Here is a 23,721-nt window from a genome sequence, read left to right as displayed (position 1 = left end):
TGATGGTTTCTTCCATTCTTCGATGGGGGGAACTAAAATGTTAATTTCTCTGCCAGAAATATTTTTTGGATTGCTTGCCATATCGGTGCTTAGCGCGCTATTCCTGTTATACCCAAGGGTTCCGCTTTCTTTTGTTCGGCTTCACGTCGGTGTCACATTGCTGCCTCCAATCGCTGCCCTGCTGGCCCTTGTTACAAATAATGAAACCATGATTTATGGCCCTTGGCGGTTTGATTCCTTATCATGGCTGATGGCTTTGTTTGTTCTTACCATTGGTTGTATCGTGCAGCGTTATTCTATTCGTTACTTACTCGGCGATCGTGCCTATCGAAAATATTTTGCCCTTTTGACTATTACTACTACTGTTGATTCAGGTGCGTGGTTGAGTAATGATCTTCGCCTGTTGCTGGTCTGTTGGGGGGTTACACTCCTGGGATTGACACTCCTAATTAGATTAAAAAAGGAGTGGAGTGTCGCTAGAAACGCAGCTAAGCAATCTGGCCGTCTTTTTGCCCTAGGCTGGCTTTTCCTGATGGGAGCTGTCATTTGGGTAAACCAAGCCACAGGGCATTGGCAGCTATCGCTTGTCCTCACCAAAAGCAGTCTTGCACAGCTTGATTCATGGGAAAGGACTTGTATTAATCTTCTGCTAATTCTGGCTGTCGTAATTCCGGCAGCACAATGGCCTTTCCAACGCTGGCTGTTAGATTCAGTAGTGGCTCCAACGCCTGTTTCCGCAGTAATGCATGCGGGATTAGTGAATGCAGGTGGAATTATCCTGACTCGGTTCTCACCGCTTTTTAGCGGAGATATAGCCCAAATTGTTTTGCTTCTATTGTCCAGTGTTTCAGTCATCATAGGGACTGGAATTATGCTGGTTCACGTTGATTATAAACGGCAGCTGGTCGGGTCTACGATTGCCCAGATGGGGTTCATGTTAATCCAATGTGCATTAGGTGCATATTTGGCAGCCATTATACACGCTGTCTTACATGGTCTATTCAAATCAACCCTTTTCTTACAGGCTGGCTCTGCGCTTCCTCGCGACGTAATGCCTACCTCTAAGACGCACCAGCCATCATCATTATTATGGACAATCACTGGCGGTATTTTAGGTCTCCTGGTCGCCCTAGGTATTTGGCTGTCTTCTCCTGGAGAGAGTTATCAATTGATAAGCGCTCTTACCTTAGGATGGTCCGTTTCTTTAGCCTGGACCAGACTCGTCGCTCTGGGATTCGGACGTGTTGGACGTATTGCAGGGTTTTCTTTGGTTGTAGTAGCGACAATTGTATACAGTTTAGTACATGATACTTTTTATGATCTGTTACAGGATTCAATCCCAAAAGGAATTCAACCACAGGCACCGGCATCCATTTTGCTCCTGGTTATTCTAGTGGCCGGAAGTGCTGCAAGTGTATGGCTGGCACGTCATCGTTCATCAACTGCCTATGCTGTCATTTATCTTTGGCTTGTACGATTGGGTGAGTCTCAAAATGATTTGGTCGAAAGCCATCCTACATATTTGACACAATCATTCTTTAGAGGAGGTCATTTACGATGAATACAACCTTAGCAAAAACATTACATTGGGGAAAGCTGCCCGATACCCTTGATTTAGATCTTAATGACATGGTGAAATCCGCCAGCAGCGTCATTGCACCGCTCGGGCCTATTAACACGTTTGCAGCCCGTAACCCCTGGGTAGGCTTAGAGAAACAGCCGTTTGAAAAAACCGCACGGTGGCTTAAAGATACTTGTGATGTAGATATGTACCCCAATGATTCCGTATTTCTGTCTGCACAGGAGCGAGGCGCGATTCGTCAGGATTTTTTAGAAAAAGGACTTCAACATTGGTTAAACTCACAGTCTTTGGAGTTGCCGCGTGAGGTAGCAGAGCGATTCTGCAGGGCTGCACTTTTACAGAATCAACCATCTTCAATCTCTTTGGAAGCACCTGAGATAAAAAGCATTGCACGAAAACTAAACCGTTTTACATCGCAAATGACCGAAAAGCACTCGGTTCAAATCTATAGCCAGCGCTTGGAACAGCTGGGAAGGGTGAATGCTGCACACGAACTTAATAGCCATATGATCAAGTGGTGTAAATTGTTTTTGAATGAGTCCCAGGCTGTCTGGTCTATGCCTAATCGAGATGAAGGTTTCTATCATGCGTGGCGGAAACTAGTCCGGCATGACCCAGCACTTAGCCGTAAGGTGCGTAAACAACTAAGTGAGCTGCCGGAGAAAGCTGACGCTGCCTTAATAGAAGTTTTACTCCAATTCGAAATTCCATTTTCAGAAATTCAAGCCTATTTTGAAGCACATTTCCTTGCTTTACCTGGCTGGAGTGGTATGATGCTTTGGCGCTCACAGCAATCACCTGAAGAAAGTTCATTACTTCTTGATTATTTAGCTGTTCGGATTTCTTTGGAATGGGCCTTAGTTAAACCGTCTCTTCCCTTGCCTGAAAAAAGAAATGATAAAGTTCAGTTAGAACCATTGATCGCAGTCTGGGCTGAATGGGGGAATCTGCCAATCAATGCTTGGTTACAATTATCCCCTACAGAAATAAAGGCACGTTTGACCCTTGCATATCGTTTTGATAAGATTCTACGCAATCGGCTTTGGCTTGAAGCATGGGAAAAAACATATGAATACCAATTAAAGAAATTGATTACATCCCAACAGCCTGCTGCTGCCGAAGAAAACGTAAAACCTGCACTCGCCCAATTTGTATTTTGTATTGATGTGCGTTCAGAGCTTTTTCGCCGAAAACTTGAAACAGCAGGAAATTTTGAGACTTTTGGAACAGCAGGATTTTTCGGATTGCCGATTGAAACCTGTGAGCTTGGCAGTAACCACAAACATAACTCTTTGCCGGTAATGTTTAAACCGCAATACAAAGTAAAAGAGTTTTCAGTGGACTCTGAATCCTATCAACAACGATATCAAGCAGTCCGCTCAATAGGTTATACGTTTAAAACAATGAAACATAATCTGGTGTCCAGCATGGTGCTGCCGGAGATTAGCGGTCCTTGGTTAAGTCTGCAAACGCTCGCTCGTAGCTTTGTTCCGCGAAGTGCAGGCCGGACATTAAGCAAACTGTACGAAACATGGCTGCACAAACCATCCACGGAACTCTTGCTTGACCATACGGATACATTGGAAACTGGTCTGCCAATTGGCTTTTCGGTGAAAGAAAAAGTACACTATGTACGGCAAGCTCTAAAAATGATGGGGCTGACCGATCACTTTGCACCACTAGTTGTTATTTGCGGACATGGAAGTCATAGCACAAACAATCCATATAGTTCCGCACTCGACTGCGGTGCATGCGGAGGAGCATCAAGTGGATTCAATGCACGGGTGCTGGCAGCCTTGTGTAATCTTCCAAAAGTAAGGAAGAGCCTCGAAACAGAGGGAATTATCATTCCGAAGGATACCGTTTTTGCAGCTGCCGAGCATGTTACCACACTTGATGAATTACGTTGGCTTTATGTTCCAGAACTATCAGATGAAGCTAAAGAAGCATTTCATCGTGTTCAAGAGGCGTTGCCAGAGGTCAGTGAGAAAGCCAATGTCGAGCGGATTACCCACTTGCCAAATCTCGGAACCCATCTCAGGAATCCGAAGGCTGAAGCGCAGCGTCTTTCAGAAGATTGGAGTGAGGTGCGTCCGGAATGGGGCTTGGCACGGAACGCTGCGTTTATCATTGGGGAACGCCGGCTGACCCAAGACTGCAATTTGGAAGGAAGAGTTTTCCTCAACAATTATAACTGGAAGAAGGATAAAAACGGTGCTATTCTCGCCAACATTATTTCCGGGCCGGCAACGGTAGCCCAATGGATTAACCTGCAATATTATGCATCCACTGTTGCCCCTCATTATTATGGCAGCGGGAATAAAACAACCCAAACTGTAACAGCCGGTCTCGGGGTCATGCAGGGGAACGCCAGTGACTTATTATCCGGACTTCCCTGGCAGTCTGTTATGAAATCCGATGAAGAGGTATATCATGAGCCATTGCGTTTGCTGGTGGTCATCCAAGCACCGAGGGACTATGTGAAACGGATGCTGGACAACGATCATGCCTTTCATCAAAAAGTGAAAAACGGATGGATTCGGCTTGCGTCCATTGATCCGGAAGGACACTGGGAGAGTTGGTCTTAACCTCTTTCCCGGTATATATTTATATGTCCGTGTGTGAAGGCCGCTTTTCTTTCCAGCGTTATTGTACGATGGTACATAGCTTTCCGAAAGAAAGTCGTCATATGAGCGAAAAAGATTGTTTGTTAGAATATTATCGGCAATATTTGGCCATCTATTGGTAACTTTGAAAAAAGGAAAAGGAATCGGTATGGAAAAAACAAAAGGAACACTTGAAGCAGAAATAAGCAAAGCTTTAACACATTGGGAGAAAAATTATCTTGGACGAGGCTCCGTGTCTGTTAAATCGGATATCTTACGGGATATGGTGATTGTAATACTCAAAGGTATCCTAACTGCTGCTGAATATACTCTATGTCTGGATAAAGAAGGATTGTTATCTGTAAAAGAACATCGCAACAGTTTAGTGGAGTCTGGTCTGGATGATTTAAAAGAACTTATCTTAACGATAACAGGGGAAGAAGTAGTAAGTTTTCACACCGATATTAGTACACAAACTGGAGAACGAGTAATGGTCTTTAAGCTTTCCAGTGACCTGCAAAGCAAATTTTGTTAAAAACAAAAGGATATGTTCAAGACTTGTGCATTTTTCATATAAGAAAGAGTCAGGAAACTTATTTGGTGCAAAATTCAAAACATTTATGGGGTGAATTTAATGTCTAGAGATGAAAAGAAAAAAGTACTATTTGTGACTGGAATGGAGCATAAATTAGAACGTTTCATTAAAGAAGAAACCAATGTCAATCCGGAAAACATGATCATCTTACAAACATATCAGCCGATCGTTTCACACCCCTTCGACGATTTAATGAGGGACATCATTATTGCTGTATATCAGGATAATGTTGAGGAAATCGTTGTGGTCTCCACAAATGATTATCAAAAGAATACTGGGGATATACTGAACAAAATATATAAAAACAAAGAATTGCAGGACAAGATTCAAACATTAGATTATCTTTTTAAAAATAGCATGCCGGAATTTCCTGAGGGTACAGTAAGTGTATGGCTACAGGGAGGCAAAACTTTAACGGATAGCATACAAAAAACTGTCAACATCATCCGTAATCATCCGCTGCTGCCGTCACATGTTAAGGTCAAAGAATTATATATGGATCAGGGGAATGAAAAGCTCTCAGAAATTGTCTAATAAACTATTACAGATGCATATATTGAAATAAAAGTCTTAATTCCTCCATTTATAGGAATTAAGACTTTTTGTTTTGTAGTTTAATTATTGTCCAGTAAAACGAAATCACTGGTCACTATTAAATTTAAGTTAATACTTAACATTTAATATAAAATGAAACAACTTTATTAACTGAAGTGAATTTACATGGTTAACAACTTATTTATTTGCGACATTTTTACTACTCACTTTAAGTGTGAATCCTAAACGATTACATGAATTTAGTGTTTTCAAGGGAAAACTGATCTATGTTAATTAGTAGAGGTTTTAGAAAATACGCGGGAAAATTAACCTTCCCTTTATTGGTAATCAGACACGATTCCTTTTGTTTTTCCTAGTTCTAATTTTTTTAAAAAAATTAGTTGACGGAGAAAAAGAGTTTATGATATTATAAAATATTTGATAAAAAATAATATATATGTTAACCTTAAGAAGGTTACAAAATATGGAGGTGGATTATTTGTTTCAAATTGGCGATAACATTGTTTATCCAATGCACGGAGCAGGTGTAATTAAAGCCATAGAAGAAAAGGAAATCTCAGGGAAAAAACAACAGTATTATGTCATAAAAATGTTAATCAGTAATATGCAAGTCATGATTCCTACAGGTAAAATATTGAGTTCAAGTATACGCCCAGTTACTGACATAATTGCATTAAAACACATCATACACATTTTTCAGCATGGAGAATCAGATAGATTACTGCCGTGGAAACAAAGGTATAAAGTGAACACGGACAAAATAAAAACGGGTAAAATACAAGAAGGTGCTGAAGTTGTACGTGATTTAATGCGTATGAAGAAAGAAAAAGCACTTAATACAAGCGAAAAAAAAATGTTAGATAACGCACATGAATTTTTGATAAGTGAATTGGGATTAATTAAAGGGATCACTGAAAATCAAATAAAAAGTTTCTGCTAAGGTTAATTATAGATAAATGTATTACATCTTCTGAAAATATCCTGAATTTTATTGGGATATAATTATTAATAAGTAAATCATTTCAAAGACATTCAACTTCTTCAACTTTATTTTAGAACATTAACCTCTTTTGTTATTTCTACAATCTAATCCATTTTAATTTTCTTTTACCAACTTTTAAAGTTTCACAAATAACTCGATAAAATAGTCACTTGATTTTTGGAATCTTGAATCACACTGGCACGGACGAGGAGCCGTAAGGATGAAAGAGAGGTAGGGCTTTCATTGTTTTAGGCATACAATATATTATCTAAGTCATTATTTATAGAATTAATTTCACCTCTACCTTTAAGAATTTCTTACATCTACTGACAGACAATAGTAATTTTTTATCTTCTTTTACTTGGAAAGAGTTAAACGAATTGGCAGCACCATATGGTCAAAAAATGGTTTCCAGACTAGGAAACCATTTTTAATTTTATTTACATAACAATAGTAAATGAAGAAGTAAGAAGGAGTGCGGATAAGGAAAAAATGTTAACCATTATGCTTTAATTGGTAAATTGTTACACTTATTCTTATTGTAATATATTTTTTCAAAATAATTAATAAATTCTGATTATTATATTGACATCATCCTTTCCATAGAGTAGTATGTAAATGAAATGTATGATAGCGGATGAATATTGTGGGAGAGACCAAACGAATTGTTTGGCACCGAAGGAGCAAGTCCCCAAAAAATGGGGAACAATCTCTCAGGTAAAAGGACCATAATAGGACGCGTCTCTGGAGAGAGCCATAGGCCACCAAAGGAGTTAAACTCTCAGGTAAAAGGACAGAGGAAAGATTAGAGAACATCTATCTTCCCTTCTGTCCTTTTTTTGTTTGGGAAAGATAGCACACACGGAAAAAGGAGGATTGTGCTATGAAATCTTTTAGGAATGAGACTATGGGAACCTGCTAAGAACAAGCTGATCCTATTAATATCATTCAAATTGTAAGCGCTTTTTTGATATCGAATTAACCGGCAATATTATCTTAAACTTTTATGGGGATATTAATTTACAATTAGTTTGATTTAATTCTTAAAAAAATAGATTTAAATCGACAAAAATTGTAAACATCCTAGAAAAGTAGAGGGGGAAATCGAATGCAGGAACAAAAATTGGAAAGAGGCCTAAAAAACAGGCATGTACAACTAATCGCTATAGGTGGAGCAATCGGAACGGGATTATTTCTTGGTGCAGGAAAATCTATTCATTTAGCAGGACCATCGATTTTATTTGCTTATTTGATTACGGGGGTTATATGCTTTTTAATCATGCGCGCACTTGGCGAACTTCTCTTAACCAATTTAAACTATCATTCTTTTGTTGACTTTGTAAGAGACTATTTAGGTAATATGGCAGCTTTTATCACTGGCTGGACCTACTGGTTCTGCTGGATTTCCATTGCAATGGCTGACTTAACAGCAGTTGGTCTCTACACCCAATATTGGCTTCCTAATGTTCCGCAGTGGATGCCAGGATTAATTGCCCTTGTGATTTTGTTAATTATGAACCTTACAACCGTTAAACTTTTTGGTGAAATGGAATTTTGGTTTGCCTTAATAAAAGTCATCGCTATCCTGGGACTAATTTTTATCGGTCTTGTCATGATTGTAAAAGGCTTTTCTACAAATTCAGGTCCATCTAGTTTCACGAATTTATGGAGCCACGGCGGCATGTTCCCGAATGGCATAAATGGGTTTATTCTCTCATTCCAGATGGTAGTGTTTGCATTTACAGGAATTGAACTAGTAGGACTTACAGCAGGCGAAACAAAAGACCCTGAAAAAGTTATTCCAAAGGCAATCAATAATATCCCAATTCGAGTATTTATTTTCTACCTTGGTGCATTGTTTGTTATTATGAGCATTTATCCATGGAACGCGATAAACCCGGCGAAAAGTCCGTTTGTCCAAGTCTTCGTAGCAGTTGGTATCGCAGCAGCTGCCGGAATTGTTAATTTTGTCGTCCTTACATCTGCTGCTTCCGCATGTAATAGTGCCGTTTTCAGTACAAGCCGAATGGTATACTCACTTGCCAAAGATAAAAATGCACCTGACTCATTTGCAAAACTTACTTCACGAAAAGTACCTTCAAATGCATTGTTCTTTTCAACTGTGGTTATTCTTATTGCTGTTATTTTGAACTATGTCATGCCGGAAGGAGTATTTACACTCATAACAAGTATATCTACAGTATGTTTCATCTTTATTTGGGGAATTACTGCCATCAGCCATTTAAAGTACCGTAAAACAAGACCGGATCTGGCAAAGGTTAACAAATTTAAATTGCCGCTTTATCCATTTTCCAATTACCTGATCCTTGCTTTCTTAGCTTTCGTTCTTGTCGTGCTTGGTCTTGCTGAAGATACTCGTATTGCCTTGTTTGTAACTCCAGTCTGGTTTATTTTGCTCATTGCCATTTATAAGATTCGGACCATGAATACGAACGAGGTCGATCAAGTGAATCAGGAAAAGATAATAGAAAATTAAACAGCCACTTCAATGCTATTCTTGTATTTTAATGTTACCGTTTTCAAAAAAAGTAAAAAAACGCTTGACTTGAATCGACATAACAACTATTCTGAAAATAACAAAAAAATAGAGCGGATGACAGTTGTGGGAGAGTGCAAGATTTACACGCCACCGAAGGAGCAAGTTCCAAAAAAACCCTTGGAATAAATCTCTCAGGTAGATGGAACCACAGCTGGACGCAACTCTGGAGAGCGCATAATATGAGATGCCACCAAAGGGGATGTTCTACACAGAACTAAACTCTCAGGTAAAAGGACAGAGAAGGGACAAAGAGCTTTTAAGCTACCCTTCTTCTGTCCTTTTTTGCGTGCAAAAAAAGTCGTGTTTGGATAGTGAAAATGGGAGATCAATCTTCCATTTTGACACATTAAAGGGTAGTTTGAGCGATATTTCAAGGAGGAGTAGGAATGGGATTACAACAAAATGATTCAACTATTTTTGAAGCAATTAGGAATGAGCAGCAGCGCCAGCTTCAAACATTGGAGTTGATTGCATCTGAAAACTTCGTGAGCCCTGATGTGTTAGAAGCAATGGGAAGTGTGATGACCAATAAATATGCGGAAGGCTATCCAGGGAAGCGCTACTATGGTGGCTGCGAAGTGGTCGATGTGGCAGAACAAACAGCTATTGACCGCGTAACACAGCTTTTTGGCGCCAAATATGCAAATGTCCAACCGCACTCAGGTGCACAAGCCAATTTTGCTGTATTCTTCGCATTGCTTCAGCCTGGTGATAAAGTGATGGGAATGAACCTTTCGCAGGGTGGGCACTTAACTCACGGAAGCCCTGTAAGTGTTTCAGGAAAATGGTTTGATATTGTCTCCTATGGGGTTAAAGAGGATACTCAATTGATTGACTATGATGAACTAGAAGCAATCGCGAATAAGGAAAAACCAAAATTGATTATTGCCGGGGCAAGTGCTTACCCAAGAAAGATCGATTTCGCGCGCTTTAGGCAAATTGCTGATCAAGTTGGCGCAAAACTCATGGTCGATATGGCGCATATTGCCGGGCTAGTTGCAGCCGGACTACATCCGTCGCCGGTTCCATATGCCGATGTCGTAACGAGCACTACTCATAAAACATTAAGAGGCCCGCGGAGCGGAATTATTTTAACAAATGATGAAGAGATCATTAAAGTGATAAATAAATCAGTGTTCCCAGGGATACAAGGCGGCCCGCACATGCACATTATTGCAGCCAAGGCGGTGGCTTTTAAAGAAGCATTGCAGCCAAGCTTTAAGGAATATGCAAAACAAGTAATTGAAAATGCAGCCACACTTGGCGAGACATTGAAAAATGAAGGGGCAGCCCTTGTTTCTGGTGGAACAGATAACCATATTGTTCTTTTAGATTTACGTCCATGGAACCTAACTGGAAAAGTAGCAGAAAAATTATTAGAAGAAGCTGGCATCACCGTCAATAAAAATACCATTCCTTATGACCCAGAAAAGCCGTTTGTTACAAGCGGTATCCGGATGGGAACAGCGGCTTTAACGACCCGCGGCATGAAGCATGAAGAAATGGTGAGAATCGGAAAAGTTATTGCGGCTGTTCTGAAGAGTAAAGGGGACAAAGTCGTACTTGAGAAAGCAAAGGAAACAACTAAAGCTATTTGTGCCGCCTATCCGTTATTTCAAGAGGCAGTCACAGTCTAGAAAGGGGCATGCGGATGGAATTTCAAAGTTGTTTTGACATTATCGGGCCAATCATGGTGGGACCATCGAGTTCTCATACAGCGGGGGTCGTATCGATTGGAAAGTTTATATACGAATTATTGGAAGATTCTCCGCAAGAAGCAAATATTGTTTTTTATGATTCATTTGCTGAAACCTATCAAGGTCATGGAACAGATAAAGCACTTCTTGGCGGATTACTAGGGATGGAAACGGATGATCCACGCATAAAATATTCATTGGAATGGGCTAAAAAGGGTGGGATGAAGTACAGGTTCGAATTTGCAGAAGACTGTAAGTATTATGACCATCCAAATATAGCCATCGTAACAGCAAAATGTGAGGAACATGTTGTTAAAGTTGGCGGCGTGTCACTCGGCGGCGGCTTATCCAAAATCTTTATGATAGACGACGAAATGGTCGATATCCGTTTGAGTGCAGGCGATGATTTTGCAGCTCTTGCTCGTCATTACCAACCTAAAAGGAAAACACTAATGGGGGCAAAATGATGGAAATTCAATCGATGAGAGAGCTAATCGATGCATGTGTAAGAGAACAAAAAACCGTCGGTGAAATGATGTTGATGATGGAGGTAAAAAGATCAGGCAAAGACCAAGAAACCATTATTAGCATGATGGAAGAGCGGTTGCTCAAAATGAAAGAAGCTGTTACGAGCGGTATCAATGATGCATCAGCCGCTCCAAGCGGTCTTTCTGGCGGTGATGCCGTAAAGATGCATGATTATATCAATCAAGGTAGATCCCTATCAGGAAATTATATTAGCAATGCAATGGCTTTTTCATTGGCCACTTCAGAAAACAATGCTCGAATGGGTGTCATTGTAGCAACGCCAACGGCCGGAGCAGCCGGCATTTTGCCCGGGGTATTGTTTTCACTTCATAAAAATGATGGTACGCCTTTTAAAGATTTAGTCATGGGGTTATTTACGGCAAGCATGCTTGGCTATATCATTGCGAACCGTTCCTTCATTTCGGGAGCGGCCGGAGGGTGCCAGGCTGAGGTCGGTTCGGCAACGGCCATGGCCGCTGGAACGATTGTTGAGTTAAAAGGGGGTACACCACAGCAAGCTGTAAATGCCACTGCCATTGCGATGAAGTCACTTTTGGGTTTGGTTTGTGACCCAGTGGCAGGACTAGTGGAAGTTCCTTGCATTAAGCGGAATGTGATCGGAACCTCCATCGCATTTTCAGCAGCTGACATGTCCCTTGCCGGGATTGAAAGCCGTATTCCTTGTGATGAGGTAATTGAAGCCATGTATAGAGTTGGAAAAGATATGCCTCGGACACTCCGCGAAACCTCACTTGGCGGACTGGCAACGACTGAAACAGGAAAACAAGTAAAAGAACGACTATTCTGCAGGAAATCATAGGGGGGAGCAAGATGAGTACGGTAACAGCATTAAAGCAAACACCACTTTTCGAAACGTATGGAAAATATGGTGCGAAGGTTATAGATTTTGGCGGCTGGGCACTTCCAGTCCAGTTTTCTAGCATTTTAGATGAGCATGAAGCGGTCCGAACAAAAGCAGGACTCTTTGATGTCTCTCATATGGGTGAAGTACTTGTTGAGGGGAAAGATGCAGAGGGTTATATCAACTACCTTGTCACCAACGATGTGACAAAGCTTGCCATCAATCAAGCACAATATACCGCTATGTGTTATCCAGACGGGGGAACAGTCGATGATCTATTAGTCTACAAATTAGATCATGAAAAATATTTACTCGTCATTAATGCCGCTAACATTGAGAAAGATTTCAATTGGATGCAGCAACATGTAAAAGGAGAGATGACGCTCCAAAATATTTCGAACGAAACTGCCCAGCTTGCGATTCAAGGTCCTAAAGCGGAAGGGATCTTGCAAAAGTTAACGGGAATCGATCTTTCCAAAATAGGCTCATTTTATTTTGCCCAACATGTTGTTCTAGACGGTGTAACAGATGTACTCGTATCCCGTACGGGTTATACAGGAGAAGATGGTTTTGAGCTCTATTTAGCAGCAGAGCAAGCGGAAACACTTTGGGAAAAACTTTTAGACGCAGGAAGTGAAGACGGCTTAAAGCCATGTGGGCTTGGAGCACGAGATACGCTCCGCTTAGAAGCACGTCTAGCACTCTATGGTCAAGAATTGTTAAGTGATATTAGTCCGCTTGAAGCAGGAATCGGCTTCGCCGTTAAACTGAAAAAAGAAAGTGATTTTATCGGGAAAGATGCACTGTTAGCCCAAAAAGAAGCTGGATTAAAACGAAAATTAGTTGGGATTGAAGCCACAGGACGGGGAATACCGCGTCATGGTTATAAGGTAACTTCAGAAGGTGGAAAGGAAATTGGTGTTGTGACATCCGGAACCCAATCACCAACTTTAAAGAAAAGCATTGGTCTTGTTTTAATAGAAGCGGAACATGCTGAAGTAGGGACACCATTAAAGATAGAAATTCGAAATAAGCTTATTGATGCTGTTGTTGTGAAAACACCATTCTATAAAAGAGGTTAAAAGAATATCAGAGTTCTCCAGTAAACCACCATACAGGCTGCAGCAAGGCAGCCTGGTGCCTAAAAAACTCAATAAAATAATTTAATAACAGTAAACTCAAATTTAAAAATGGAAAGGAAGTAAAAATAATGACACAAGCGACTGCAAGCTTACTATACAGCAAGGAACATGAGTGGGTTTTACAATTAGAGGGAAATCGAGTGCGAATTGGAATTTCTGATTATGCCCAAAAACAGTTAGGAGATATCGTATTTGTAGAAAGTCCGCAAGTCGATGATGATGTAACAGCAGATGAATCCATGGGAACAATTGAATCGGTTAAAGCAGTTTCTGAAATTTATGCTCCAGTTTCAGGTACAGTTGTTCGAATTAATGAAGAGTTGGAAGAAGCTCCAGAAACTATTAACGCCTATCCATTCAGTAAAGGCTGGTTAGTAGAAGTGGAAATGTCAAGTCCAGAAGAATTGGAATCTCTTTTAAATGAAAATGAGTATCAAGCATTTATCAATGAAGGAGAGGAATAGAATGACATCCACTTACAGATATCTCCCTGATACGAAACAAGATCAAGAAGAAATGCTCGCTTTTCTAAATATGTCTTCTATTGATGAGTTGTTTGAAGATATTCCAGCTGAAATTCAATTGCAAGGTGAGCTAAATATTCCAAAGGCGGACCCTGAAGTCCTTTTACTGAAAAAAATGAATCGTCTTGCATCCCAAAATAAAAATGCGAATCAATACCCCACCTTTCTAGGGGCAGGTACTTATGATCACTACATACCAAGTGTGGTCAACCACATGATTTCCCGTTCTGAATTTTATACGGCCTATACACCATACCAGCCGGAAATCAGCCAAGGAGAATTACAGGCCATTTTTGAATTCCAAACGATGGTTTGTGAGCTGACAGGAATGGATGTTGCCAATTCTTCCATGTACGATGGGTTTACGTCACTTGCAGAAGCGGCATCACTTGCCGTTTCATCGACAAGACGTTCGAAAGTGCTCGTATCTAAGGCCGTTCATCCTGAATCTCGTGCCATCTTAAATACGGTAGCAAGTGGTCAAGGGTATACCGTAGAAGATGTGAATCTTGCTGCTGATGTTACCGACTTAGAAAAATTGCAAGACCAAATTGATAAGGGGACAGCCGCTGTTATTGTTCAATATCCTAACTTCTTCGGTTCGATTGAAGATTTGGCAGAAATTAAAAAAATTGCCGCAGCAAACGGAGCACTTTTCATCGTAAGTTCCAATCCGCTAGCGCTAGCGCTCCTGCAGGCTCCCGGTAAGCTTGGGGCGGACATTGTGATCGGCGATATGCAGCCATTAGGAATTCCAATGTCTTTTGGCGGCCCGCATTGTGGTTATTTTGCCGTAAGTAAGAAATTTATGCGGAAAATCCCTGGACGGATTGTCGGGCAAACGAAAGATGAGAAAGGACAGCGTGGCTTTGTCTTAACCCTTCAAGCACGCGAACAACATATTCGCCGTGATAAAGCTTCATCAAATATTTGTTCAAACCAGGCATTAAATGCACTTGCTTCTGCTGTTTGTATGAGTGCACTTGGGAAGCAGGGAATACGTGAAATGGCTCAGCTAAACATTGAAAAAGCTGATTACATGGCAAAATGTCTCCAAAAGAACGGCTTTATCGTTACGAACCAAGCACCATTCTTTAATGAATTTGTGGTAGAACTTCCTCTTCCTGTCAAAGAGGTAAACGCAAAACTGCTTGAGGCCGGAATTATCGGTGGGTTTGACTTAGTGAGTGATTACGGCTTTGAAAACAAAATGCTAATCGCGGTGACCGAGCAGAGGACGAAAGAAGAGATAGACCAATTTATCGAGGTACTGGAGGCTGTTGTAAATGGTGGAATATAATGATCTGATTTTTGAAATTAGTCGTCAAGGACGAGTGGGTTCAAGCCTTCCGGAAAGTGATGTTGCGAAAGTGGATATAAATGATAAACTTCCGCAGCATTTAATTCGTGATATTCCGGCAGAACTCCCGGAAGTATCAGAACTGCAGCTTGTTCGCCATTATACAGCACTATCGAATAAAAACCATGGGATCGATAACGGTTTCTATCCACTTGGCTCTTGTACAATGAAGTACAATCCAAAAATAAATGAAGATGTAGCCCGTTTGGAAGGGTTTAGCCGTATTCATCCATACCAGCCAACTGAAACCGTACAGGGCGCATTAGAAGTATTATATGAATTACAGGAAGAACTAGCTGTTATAACAGGAATGGATGCAGTGACATTACAGCCTTCAGCAGGAGCACAAGGTGAATGGACAGGGCTAATGATGGTCAAAGCCTATCATAAGCAAAAAGGTGAAGTGAGAACAAAAGTCCTCGTTCCGGACTCGGCTCATGGAACAAACCCTGCAAGTGCATCGGTTGCCGGCTATGATACCATAACGATTCCATCCAATGAGCATGGGTTAGTCGACCTGGAAGAATTAAAGAAACATGTGGATGATAACACAGCTGCACTGATGCTGACAAATCCGAATACGCTCGGTCTGTTTGAAAAAGAAATTGTTGAAATTGCTAATGTTGTCCATGAAGCAGGCGGTTTATTGTACTATGACGGTGCGAATGCCAATGCGATTTTAGGAAAAACAACACCTGGTCAAATGGGCTTTGACATCGTGCATTTAAATCTTCATAAAACTTTTACTACACCACATGGCGGCGGCGGTCCAGGTGCAGGTCCAGTCGGTGTGAAAGAGAAGCTTATTCCGTTTTTACCAGTTCCACGAGTGGTCAAAGAAAATAATCAATATCAGCTAGACTATAACCAGCCTCTATCAATCGGTCGTGTGAAAGGGTATTATGGAAACTTCGGAATTCTATTGCGTGCGTACACCTATATTCGCACCATGGGACCTGAAGGATTACGTCAAGTATCGGAAGGTGCCGTCCTTCATGCGAACTATCTTCGCAAAAAGCTTGAGCCGTATTTTGATGCACCATATTCACAAATTTGTAAGCATGAATTTGTGTTATCCGGGTCAAGACAGAAAAAGTTAGGGGTAAGAACACTCGATATGGCCAAACGTCTGCTGGATTTTGGTTACCATCCGCCGACCATTTACTTCCCACTGAATGTGGAGGAGTGTTTGATGATCGAACCGACGGAAACAGAGTCAAAGGAAACCATGGATGCATTTGCTGATGTGATGATTCAAATTGCCAAAGAGGTAGAGGAAAACCCAGGTATCGTATTAGAGGCACCACATACAACGGTGATTGGCCGATTGGATGAAGTACAGGCAGCGAGACAACCGATTTTGCGTTATACAAAAGAGGAATCAGCAGTGAAAGAAAAAGAAACAGTAAACGCCTAAAATGAACCTCCATCTGTGCAGCGGATGCGCTGTACAGATGGTTTTCTAGTTAGAAGATAATATGATCCGTTCATAGGAGTGAATTAGATGGCCACCGAGTATGTACGTAAACCAGAATGGCTCAAGATAAAATTAAATACGAATGAACAGTATACAGGTTTAAAAACGATGATGCGTGAAAAAAAGCTTCACACAGTCTGTGAAGAAGCCAAATGCCCGAACATTCATGAATGCTGGGCATCACGAAAAACGGCAACCTTTATGATTTTAGGAAGTATATGTACACGTGCCTGCAGATTCTGTGCGGTTCAAACGGGGCTGCCGACAGAGCTTGATTGGGAAGAGCCGGAGCGCGTCGCTGAATCTGTGGAGCAGATGGGGTTAAAGCATGTCGTGATTACTGCTGTTGCCCGCGACGATTTAAAAGATGGAGGAGCAGGGGTTTTTGCAGAAACGGTGAGAGCCGTTAGACGCCGTAATCCATTTTGCAGTATTGAAGTTCTTCCTTCCGATATGAATGGTGAGTATGACAACTTAAAGACATTAATGGATGCGAAGCCCGACATTTTAAATCACAATATTGAAACGGTAAAACGTTTATCACCAAAAATTCGAGCACGGGCTACCTACGAACGTTCCCTTGAATTTTTACGCCGCGCAAAAGAACTAAATGCCGCTATTCCAACAAAATCAAGTATTATGATTGGTCTTGGAGAAACAAAAGAAGAAATAATCGAAACAATGGATGATCTTCGTGTGAACAATGTCGATATTATGACGATAGGCCAATATTTACAACCTACCAAACATCATTTAAAAGTTCAAAAATATTGGAGCCCGCAGGAGTTTGATGAACTAAAAGTAATAGCGATGTCAAAAGGATTTAGTCACTGCGAAGCCGGTCCGCTCGTTCGCTCCTCTTATCATGCAGATGAACAGGTCAATGCAGCAAAGGCGAATGCGTAAACATCAAGGAAATAAGGCGTTAGGAGAGGTGAGGTCCGATGATATTAAAAATGACAGAAGCAGCCATAAACAAGCTAAAAGAATTAGCTGGGAATGAAGAGGGAATTCCTCGGATTGATGCGGAAGTGGCTGGCGGATGCGGGATGTCAGTTAAGTTTTCACTTCTTTTTGATGAACCGCGCCGAAACGATATATACATAGAGATAGAGGGGCTGCAGATCCGACTGGATCGCTTTACAAAGCGTTATTTAGATGAAGAAACAATAATTGATTATCAAGATGACAATGGTTTTCTAGTCGGAGACAGCTTTATCTCAAGTGCATGTGCAATCGAGATAGATTAATAGGAACCTGGCTATTATTAGTGTGATAGGAGAATCACCTGTTTTACCACTATAAATCGAAGTTTTCTTGTAGGTAAAATAGGTATGATGAAAAGGAGAAATGAAAATGACAATAGAATATGACATTGTGATTATCGGCGGGGGACCAGGAGGCTACGTTGCTGCCATTCGCGCCTCGCAATTAGGCCTAAAAGTGGCTGTAGTTGAAAAAGGAAAAATCGGTGGAACATGCCTTCATGCCGGATGCATCCCAACCAAGGCCTTATTAAGAAGTGCAGAATTATATACACAAACAAAAAATGCAAATCAATATGGTGTCATTGCCCCAGAAGTTGGACTTGATTTTACAAAGGTACAAGCTCGAAAAGAAGAAATTCAGGACCGCCTGTATAAAGGGATCCAACATTTAATGAAAAAGGGAAAAATCGATATTTATGAGGGAAAAGGAAGTATCTTGGAGTCAAAGGATGTGTTAGTTCAATTAAACACTGAGGAAGGGGAAGTCATTTTAAGTCCTCGGAATATTTTAATTGCAACAGGTTCCCGTCCAAGAACATTTCATGGCTTGGAGGCCGATGAAAAGTATGTCATGACATCAGATGAGGCCTTAGAAATGGAAACGTTACCAAAGTCAATTATCATTGTTGGCGGTGGAGTAATCGGAATCGAATGGGCATCGATGCTAGTGGACTTCGACATCCAGGTTACAGTGATTGAATATGCTGATCGTATTTTACCGACTGAAGATAAGGATGTTTCAAAGGAAATCCAACGCTTACTAAAGAAAAAAGGCGTGAAAATCGTCACAGGAGCAAAGGTGCTTTCAGAAACGCTTGAAAAAGGCGATGGTGTTTCGATCAAGGCAGAACATAAAGGGAAAGAAGTATCATTTTCTGCAGATAAACTCTTAGTATCCGTAGGCAGGCTGCCGAATATAGAAGGGATTGGGCTTGAAAAAACAGCCATTGAAATGAATGGGATTTTTATCAAAACAAATGAATTCTATCAAACAAATGAACCCAACATATACGCAATTGGCGATGTTATTGGGGGATTGCAGCTGGCCCATGTCGCCTCACATGAAGGAATGATTGCCATTGAACATATGGCAGGAAAAAATCCTAAAGTGCTAGATCCAACTCAAGTTCCCAAATGTGTATATTGCAGTCCAGAAGTAGCAAGTGTTGGACTCACAGAAGATGATGCGAAGGAGAAAGGATTTCAAGTTAAGACCGGTAAATTCTCATTCCGGGCGATCGGAAAGGCCCTCGTTTTTGGTGAATCAGACGGATTTATCAAACTTGTTGTTGAAGAAGGAACAAATAAAATGTTAGGTGCCCATATGGTGGGTCCCCATGTAACGGATATGATTACAGAGTTTGGATTAGCCCAAGTTTTGAATGCAACTTCAATGGATATTGCTCATATGATCCATCCACACCCAACATTAGCCGAAGCGATTGGTGAAGCAGCGCTTGCTGTAGATGGAAAGGCAATTCATGCATAAGTCGAATACTTTAAGAATGATAGTGTTATAAAAATAGAACAACTATTCTAAGAGTATAAGAGGATTCCTCTTGGACGGGGACGAGTAGCCCTACTATTCAATTCCTATCATTTCACTTAAATCATTGGCCTAAGGATGGTGTCAGCAAGGATGACAAAAGTAAACCTGAACCGTGTTAAACTATTAATTTCTTGTCCAGAAAAGCCTGGTATTATCTCAAAAGTAACGAATTTTCTATTAGAACACAAGGTGAATATTGTACATTTTGACCAACATACAACAGATCCAAACTCAGGTATATTTTTTATGCGGATTGAGTTTGAAATGAAAGAATCTGATTCTTCATTTGAAAAACTAGAACAGGATTTACATGTAATGGGACGGGACTATAATTTGGATTGGCAGCTGAGCAGTAATGAAAAAAGAAAGCGAATGGCCATCTTTGTTTCCAAAGCAGACCATTGCCTCAATGAGCTGCTTTGGCGCTGGAAATCCAAGGAAATCGTGGTGGATATTCCTTTGGTCATCAGTAATCATCCCGATTTAAAAGAAGTCGTTGAGGGGTATGGCATCCCTTTTTATCATATCCCCATGTCACATGAAACGAAAGAAGAGGCTGAAAAGAAGGCATTAGAACTATTGGAAGGGAATGTAGACTTTATTGTCCTGGCAAGGTATATGCAAATTCTTTCCCCAAAATTTATATCCCATTTTCCTAATCAAATTATTAATATCCATCACTCGTTCTTACCGGCATTTGTTGGGGCGAATCCTTATGTAAGAGCGTTTAATCGAGGTGTAAAGTTAATCGGGGCAACGGCCCACTATGTAACAAATGATCTTGATGAAGGCCCAATTATCGAACAAGATGTACAACGGATTAATCATCGTTATACCGTAGAAGATTTAAAAACTGCGGGACGTCATGTGGAAAAGAGGGTTCTCGCCGAAGCTGTTTCCTGGCATGTTGAAGATAAAGTACTAGTTCATGGCAATAAAACGATTGTTTTTACATGAGTTTAAACGGCAGATGATAGGAGATGAGGTTATTGGCAGGAAATGAACGTGTACTAGGCGTTATTCATTTCATATTAGCTATTCTTTGGATATGGATTTTTCTGCAAAGTAAACGAAGGAAATCGGTAAACTACATACATATCATGCTACTGCTTTTTGCCGTTGGTATTTTAATTAATTCGCTATATAATGTGATTAATCGTTGGTGGTATTAGGATATAGATATAGCTTGCGGATGATTTGTTATCTGCAAGCTTTTTTAATCAGAAATGGGTAAAAATATCCTAGTTGCCGATTGAAGTACAAAATTCCAGTAGTTAGGATTAAGAATAAAATTATAATTTTAAGAAAATATCGAAAAAAAAGTAAATTATTGTTATAATTAAATATCCAATAGGAATAATTGAAAATTAGAAGTATTCCGGACAACCGATGTCATGAACATACAATGTTCATGTTTTTTTATAAGTATAAAAGGCTGTAAACCAAAATAACAAAGGATTGCGAACCTCTATCTCTTGTTTCATTTTCTAAAGTTTACTTGTCATTATGTTAGGGATTTTTAGGGGGGATTGTGATGGAAAATAAGGAGAACATTTTCAAAAAGGAAGGACAGAAATTTCCTGGAGCGACTTATTCAGAGGTAGTATTGGCGCCTGCTTTTGAGCATGCCAAACAAACTTTACTAGAGCCGATGCTAGCAGTCCATAAAGCCCATCTAATTATGCTGGTGGAACAAGGGTTGTTGGAGGTGAGTGGAGCCTCCCAAATCCTGGCAGGTATTTACGCACTTGATAAGGAGGCACTTCTTCAATCCACCTATGATGGACAGTATGAAGATCTCTTTTTCCTTGTAGAAGGCCAAATAATGAATGTTGCCGGGGAAATTGGTGGAAGTTTGCACCTTGCCAGGAGTCGGAACGATATGGGGGTTACAATGTACAGGCTGGTTCTTAGAGACAAGATTCTTCTAGCCATTGAGGCGCTGCTTTCCTTTCAAGAAACCCTTTTGAAGGTAATTGATACCTATAAGGAAACCATTGTCCTTGGTCATACTCATACCCAGCAGGCCCAGCCGATGACGTTCTCCCATTATCTACTAGGAATGTACGATGTCGTTGACCGTGACTTAAAAAGATTGAAGGCAGCATATGAAACATGCAATGCCAGTCCTCTCGGCGCGGCGGCCCTCACTACGACTGGATTTCCGATTGACCGAAAAAGGATCGCAGAGCTATTAGGATTCCCGAAAATCATCAAGAGTGCCTATGATTCAATTGCCGGTGCTGATTATTTAGGGGAAATTGCCACCGCAATTCAATTAACCTTTATCAATCTCGGCCGATTCTCACATGATCTACTCTTATGGTCCAGTCAGGAATTTTCAGCAATCCGTGTGGCAGACCCCTATGTGCAAACGAGTTCCATTATGCCGCAAAAAAGAAATCCCGTTTCACTAGAGCATATTCGGGCATTAAGCTCAAGCGGGATTGGAAATGCCCAAACCGTACTTCAAATGTTACATAACACACCATACGGTGATATAAACGATACCGAGGATGATCTTCAGCCTTATTTATGGAAGGGCCTGCAACTCATAGATCAAGTTTTTCGGTTAACAAAGGTGGTGGTTGGAACGATAGAAGTAAATGAAGCACTGTTAAAAAGAAGAGCCCAAGAAAGTTTTGCGGCGATTACCGAATTAGCCGACACCCTGTTTAGGGAAGCAAACATCCCGTTTCGCACCTCACATTCCATTGCCAGCCAGGTGGTGAAAATTGCCTTAGCAAGGGGATTGAATGCTACTCATGTCACATCTGTACTCGTAGATGAAGCGGCAAAAGCAGTTATCGGAATTCCGTTGAATTTACCGGAGGAGATTATTCGCACAGCAATGGACCCAGAACACTTTGTAAAAATTCGGTCGCTGCCTGGCGGACCAGCACCGGTGGAAATGAAGCGGGCCATTGTGGAACGAGAAGCTAGTCTACACCACCATTTTTCTTTACTCCATACGGAGGTTAATCGAATTACAGTTTGTATGGAAAAACTTGATCAACTGACAAGCAAGTGGGGCAAAAAGAATGAAGACGATATCAATTCAGAACATTGATGAAGGCGGTACTTAGGAAAATTCGCGAAAAAGAATAAAAAGATGCTTGTGATGTGATTGGAGTTCTATATTTGCGACTGTTGCGCACGCGATGCCCGTGTCAAATCACTAAATAAGCCTAATTTCTCAATATATTAAGGAGAAATTAGGCTTTTTATTTTCCGATAACATTTATGTTGTCATAACTCTTTAATACGACCCATATTGGGGAGAACTATTTCCTAACTTTACATTATCTGATGGAAAGAAGATTACCTATTGAATCTTTTTTACTTTTGTTTTTGTAATACTACGGCGACCATCTAAACCAACAGGTACCTCTCCATCAATGGTAACTCTTCGGACAACTCTTTGTGAATTACCATAGTCATTCACTGCATAATGTTGGGTTGCGCGGTTATCCCAAATGATGACATCGCCCGCTCTCCATTTCCAACGGACCGTATTTTCGAGTTGTGTTACATGTCCTTGTAAGATAGAGAATAAATGAGCCGAATCAGTGGAAGAAAGCCCGATAAAGTTTTTCACAAAATGACCAAGTAGAAGGTGTCGCTCTCCTGTTTCAGGATGTACATGGACAACGGGATGTTCGGTTTCATAGATGGTAGAAGTAAAGATTTCATCATGGCGTTTTATCGCTTCAGCAGAAACATTCGTGTGCTTGGCTGCATAATCGTAAGCATTCGTATGGACTGCCCATAATTGATCTGCTAGATTTTGTAATTCTGTTGGCAGGTTTTCATAGGCAGTAGCTGTGTTTGCCCAAACGGTATCGCCTCCTGCCTCTGGTATCACTACTCCGCGTAGTATGGAGAATTTTGGATACGCCGCTTCAAACGTTACATCCGTATGCCATGAATTGGCACGGCCGCCATGATCAGAATGAAGTTCTAATATATAATTTGTGCCATCTTTTGCTGGAACAGTTGGGTGAACAACTGGGTTACCAAGCAGTTGTGCAAATGCTTCTTGTCCTTGATCATCTAGGTGATTCTGATCACGGAAGAAAACAACCTTATACTTTAATAGTGCTTCACGGATGGATTTAACCGTATCCGAGTCGAGTTCACCGGAAAGTTTTACCCCTGATATTTTTGCCCCAATACGTCCAGCCACTGGTGTTATTATGATTGCTGCTCCATTTTGCACTTCTTTAACATTACTCATTTTTATTTCCTCCTTGTTTTTAGCCGCAAAAGCGGCGCATTGATAATGGACCGATAAGACAAAAGAAAGCCAGAGCATATGGCTCTGGCTTCCAGGTGACTGGTCAGCAATTCATTTGAATGTTAATTATGTAATCCCTATCGGTTTAATGTGATTTTAAATTGTCTAAATACTTCTGTCAATAATAAAAAAATAAA

19 protein-coding genes and 3 riboswitches are annotated in these 23,721 nt (G+C 40.8%); of the genes, 18 read left to right on the top strand and 1 reads right to left on the bottom strand.

Annotation, left to right across the window (positions count from 1 at the left end):
- Positions 1-37: 37 nt before the first annotated feature.
- From M3226_RS22620 to argH, 18 genes are all read left to right on the top strand, one after another.
- Positions 38-1,561 carry an NADH dehydrogenase subunit 5 gene (locus tag M3226_RS22620; RefSeq protein WP_251570893.1) on the top strand — a complete coding sequence of 508 codons (1,524 nt, stop codon included), beginning with the start codon at positions 38-40 and terminating at the stop codon, positions 1,559-1,561.
- Positions 1,558-4,170, top strand: a complete 2,613-nt coding sequence (locus M3226_RS22615) for a DUF2309 domain-containing protein (protein ID WP_251570891.1) — start codon at positions 1,558-1,560, stop codon at positions 4,168-4,170. Before M3226_RS22620 ends, M3226_RS22615 begins: the two co-directional genes overlap by 4 nt.
- 187 nt (positions 4,171-4,357) lie before the next feature.
- Entirely contained in the window at positions 4,358-4,723 is a 366-nt protein-coding gene (locus M3226_RS22610; protein ID WP_251570890.1) for a DUF2294 domain-containing protein, read from the top strand.
- A 99-nt stretch (positions 4,724-4,822) separates the two neighbouring features.
- Positions 4,823-5,317, top strand: coding sequence for a carbonic anhydrase (locus M3226_RS22605; RefSeq protein WP_251570888.1), 495 nt, complete (start codon positions 4,823-4,825; stop codon positions 5,315-5,317).
- 484 nt (positions 5,318-5,801) lie between these two features.
- Entirely contained in the window at positions 5,802-6,278 is a 477-nt protein-coding gene (locus M3226_RS22600) for a CarD family transcriptional regulator (RefSeq protein WP_251570886.1), read from the top strand.
- 679 nt (positions 6,279-6,957) lie between these two features.
- Positions 6,958-7,059, top strand: a riboswitch (glycine riboswitch).
- Between the two features lie 3 nt (positions 7,060-7,062).
- A riboswitch (glycine riboswitch) is annotated at positions 7,063-7,119 on the top strand.
- Between the two features lie 309 nt (positions 7,120-7,428).
- Complete coding sequence (locus M3226_RS22595) at positions 7,429-8,817, top strand: amino acid permease (protein ID WP_251570884.1); 1,389 nt, start codon at positions 7,429-7,431, stop codon at positions 8,815-8,817.
- A 117-nt stretch (positions 8,818-8,934) separates the two neighbouring features.
- Positions 8,935-9,038, top strand: a riboswitch (glycine riboswitch).
- 228 nt (positions 9,039-9,266) lie between these two features.
- On the top strand, positions 9,267-10,517 hold the full coding sequence (glyA, locus tag M3226_RS22590; RefSeq protein WP_251570882.1) for a serine hydroxymethyltransferase: 1,251 nt from the start codon (positions 9,267-9,269) through the stop codon (positions 10,515-10,517).
- A 14-nt stretch (positions 10,518-10,531) separates the two neighbouring features.
- The gene (locus M3226_RS22585) at positions 10,532-11,044 is read left to right on the top strand and encodes a serine dehydratase beta chain (RefSeq protein WP_251570880.1); all 513 of its coding nucleotides are present in this window, start codon (positions 10,532-10,534) and stop codon (positions 11,042-11,044) included.
- Positions 11,044-11,925, top strand: coding sequence for an L-serine ammonia-lyase, iron-sulfur-dependent, subunit alpha (gene sdaAA, locus M3226_RS22580; protein WP_251570913.1), 882 nt, complete (start codon positions 11,044-11,046; stop codon positions 11,923-11,925). Before M3226_RS22585 ends, sdaAA begins: the two co-directional genes overlap by 1 nt.
- A gap of 11 nt (positions 11,926-11,936) precedes the next feature.
- Positions 11,937-13,049: a glycine cleavage system aminomethyltransferase GcvT gene (gcvT, locus tag M3226_RS22575; RefSeq protein ID WP_251570879.1), complete on the top strand. Its 1,113-nt coding sequence runs from the start codon at positions 11,937-11,939 to the stop codon at positions 13,047-13,049.
- 128 nt (positions 13,050-13,177) lie between these two features.
- Positions 13,178-13,573, top strand: a complete 396-nt coding sequence (gene gcvH, locus M3226_RS22570; RefSeq protein ID WP_251570876.1) for a glycine cleavage system protein GcvH — start codon at positions 13,178-13,180, stop codon at positions 13,571-13,573.
- Between the two features lies 1 nt (position 13,574).
- Positions 13,575-14,933 carry an aminomethyl-transferring glycine dehydrogenase subunit GcvPA gene (gene gcvPA / locus M3226_RS22565; RefSeq protein WP_251570874.1) on the top strand — a complete coding sequence of 453 codons (1,359 nt, stop codon included), beginning with the start codon at positions 13,575-13,577 and terminating at the stop codon, positions 14,931-14,933.
- Positions 14,920-16,410, top strand: a complete 1,491-nt coding sequence (gcvPB, locus tag M3226_RS22560) for an aminomethyl-transferring glycine dehydrogenase subunit GcvPB (RefSeq protein ID WP_251570872.1) — start codon at positions 14,920-14,922, stop codon at positions 16,408-16,410. Before gcvPA ends, gcvPB begins: the two co-directional genes overlap by 14 nt.
- An 87-nt stretch (positions 16,411-16,497) precedes the next feature.
- On the top strand, positions 16,498-17,376 hold the full coding sequence (gene lipA / locus M3226_RS22555) for a lipoyl synthase (RefSeq protein WP_098528216.1): 879 nt from the start codon (positions 16,498-16,500) through the stop codon (positions 17,374-17,376).
- A gap of 38 nt (positions 17,377-17,414) precedes the next feature.
- Complete coding sequence (locus tag M3226_RS22550) at positions 17,415-17,720, top strand: iron-sulfur cluster biosynthesis family protein (protein ID WP_251570870.1); 306 nt, start codon at positions 17,415-17,417, stop codon at positions 17,718-17,720.
- 106 nt (positions 17,721-17,826) lie between these two features.
- A complete protein-coding gene (lpdA, locus tag M3226_RS22545; RefSeq protein WP_251570868.1) occupies positions 17,827-19,227 on the top strand; it encodes a dihydrolipoyl dehydrogenase in 1,401 nt (466 codons plus the stop codon).
- A 150-nt stretch (positions 19,228-19,377) separates the two neighbouring features.
- On the top strand, positions 19,378-20,244 hold the full coding sequence (gene purU / locus M3226_RS22540; RefSeq protein ID WP_251570866.1) for a formyltetrahydrofolate deformylase: 867 nt from the start codon (positions 19,378-19,380) through the stop codon (positions 20,242-20,244).
- Positions 20,245-20,821: 577 nt separating this feature from the next.
- Positions 20,822-22,357, top strand: coding sequence for an argininosuccinate lyase (argH, locus tag M3226_RS22535; protein WP_251570864.1), 1,536 nt, complete (start codon positions 20,822-20,824; stop codon positions 22,355-22,357).
- A 255-nt stretch (positions 22,358-22,612) separates the two neighbouring features.
- Here the strand turns inward: argH and M3226_RS22530 are convergent, their stop codons facing one another.
- The gene (locus tag M3226_RS22530) at positions 22,613-23,524 is read right to left on the bottom strand and encodes a TauD/TfdA dioxygenase family protein (RefSeq protein ID WP_251570862.1); all 912 of its coding nucleotides are present in this window, start codon (positions 23,522-23,524) and stop codon (positions 22,613-22,615) included.
- Positions 23,525-23,721: the final 197 nt, after the last annotated feature.

The sequence above is a fragment of the Neobacillus cucumis genome (assembly GCF_023715505.1).
This window is presented reverse-complemented; position numbering and strand designations above follow the sequence as displayed.

Bases quoted from the DNA above. Each gene is read 5' to 3' on its own strand.
- gcvT (WP_251570879.1), top strand. From the start codon at position 11,937: ATGAGTACGGTAACAGCATTAAAGCAAACACCACTTTTCGAAACGTAT.
- glyA (WP_251570882.1), top strand. From the start codon at position 9,267: ATGGGATTACAACAAAATGATTCAACTATTTTTGAAGCAATTAGGAAT.
- gcvPA (WP_251570874.1), top strand. From the start codon at position 13,575: ATGACATCCACTTACAGATATCTCCCTGATACGAAACAAGATCAAGAA.
- argH (WP_251570864.1), top strand. From the start codon at position 20,822: ATGGAAAATAAGGAGAACATTTTCAAAAAGGAAGGACAGAAATTTCCT.
- lipA (WP_098528216.1), top strand. From the start codon at position 16,498: ATGGCCACCGAGTATGTACGTAAACCAGAATGGCTCAAGATAAAATTA.
- M3226_RS22620 (WP_251570893.1), top strand. From the start codon at position 38: ATGTTAATTTCTCTGCCAGAAATATTTTTTGGATTGCTTGCCATATCG.
- gcvPB (WP_251570872.1), top strand. From the start codon at position 14,920: ATGGTGGAATATAATGATCTGATTTTTGAAATTAGTCGTCAAGGACGA.
- M3226_RS22595 (WP_251570884.1), top strand. From the start codon at position 7,429: ATGCAGGAACAAAAATTGGAAAGAGGCCTAAAAAACAGGCATGTACAA.
- purU (WP_251570866.1), top strand. From the start codon at position 19,378: ATGACAAAAGTAAACCTGAACCGTGTTAAACTATTAATTTCTTGTCCA.
- gcvH (WP_251570876.1), top strand. From the start codon at position 13,178: ATGACACAAGCGACTGCAAGCTTACTATACAGCAAGGAACATGAGTGG.
- M3226_RS22585 (WP_251570880.1), top strand. From the start codon at position 10,532: ATGGAATTTCAAAGTTGTTTTGACATTATCGGGCCAATCATGGTGGGA.
- M3226_RS22605 (WP_251570888.1), top strand. From the start codon at position 4,823: ATGTCTAGAGATGAAAAGAAAAAAGTACTATTTGTGACTGGAATGGAG.
- sdaAA (WP_251570913.1), top strand. From the start codon at position 11,044: ATGGAAATTCAATCGATGAGAGAGCTAATCGATGCATGTGTAAGAGAA.
- M3226_RS22610 (WP_251570890.1), top strand. From the start codon at position 4,358: ATGGAAAAAACAAAAGGAACACTTGAAGCAGAAATAAGCAAAGCTTTA.
- M3226_RS22550 (WP_251570870.1), top strand. From the start codon at position 17,415: ATGATATTAAAAATGACAGAAGCAGCCATAAACAAGCTAAAAGAATTA.
- M3226_RS22600 (WP_251570886.1), top strand. From the start codon at position 5,802: ATGGAGGTGGATTATTTGTTTCAAATTGGCGATAACATTGTTTATCCA.
- lpdA (WP_251570868.1), top strand. From the start codon at position 17,827: ATGACAATAGAATATGACATTGTGATTATCGGCGGGGGACCAGGAGGC.
- M3226_RS22530 (WP_251570862.1), bottom strand. From the start codon at position 23,524: ATGAGTAATGTTAAAGAAGTGCAAAATGGAGCAGCAATCATAATAACA.
- M3226_RS22615 (WP_251570891.1), top strand. From the start codon at position 1,558: ATGAATACAACCTTAGCAAAAACATTACATTGGGGAAAGCTGCCCGAT.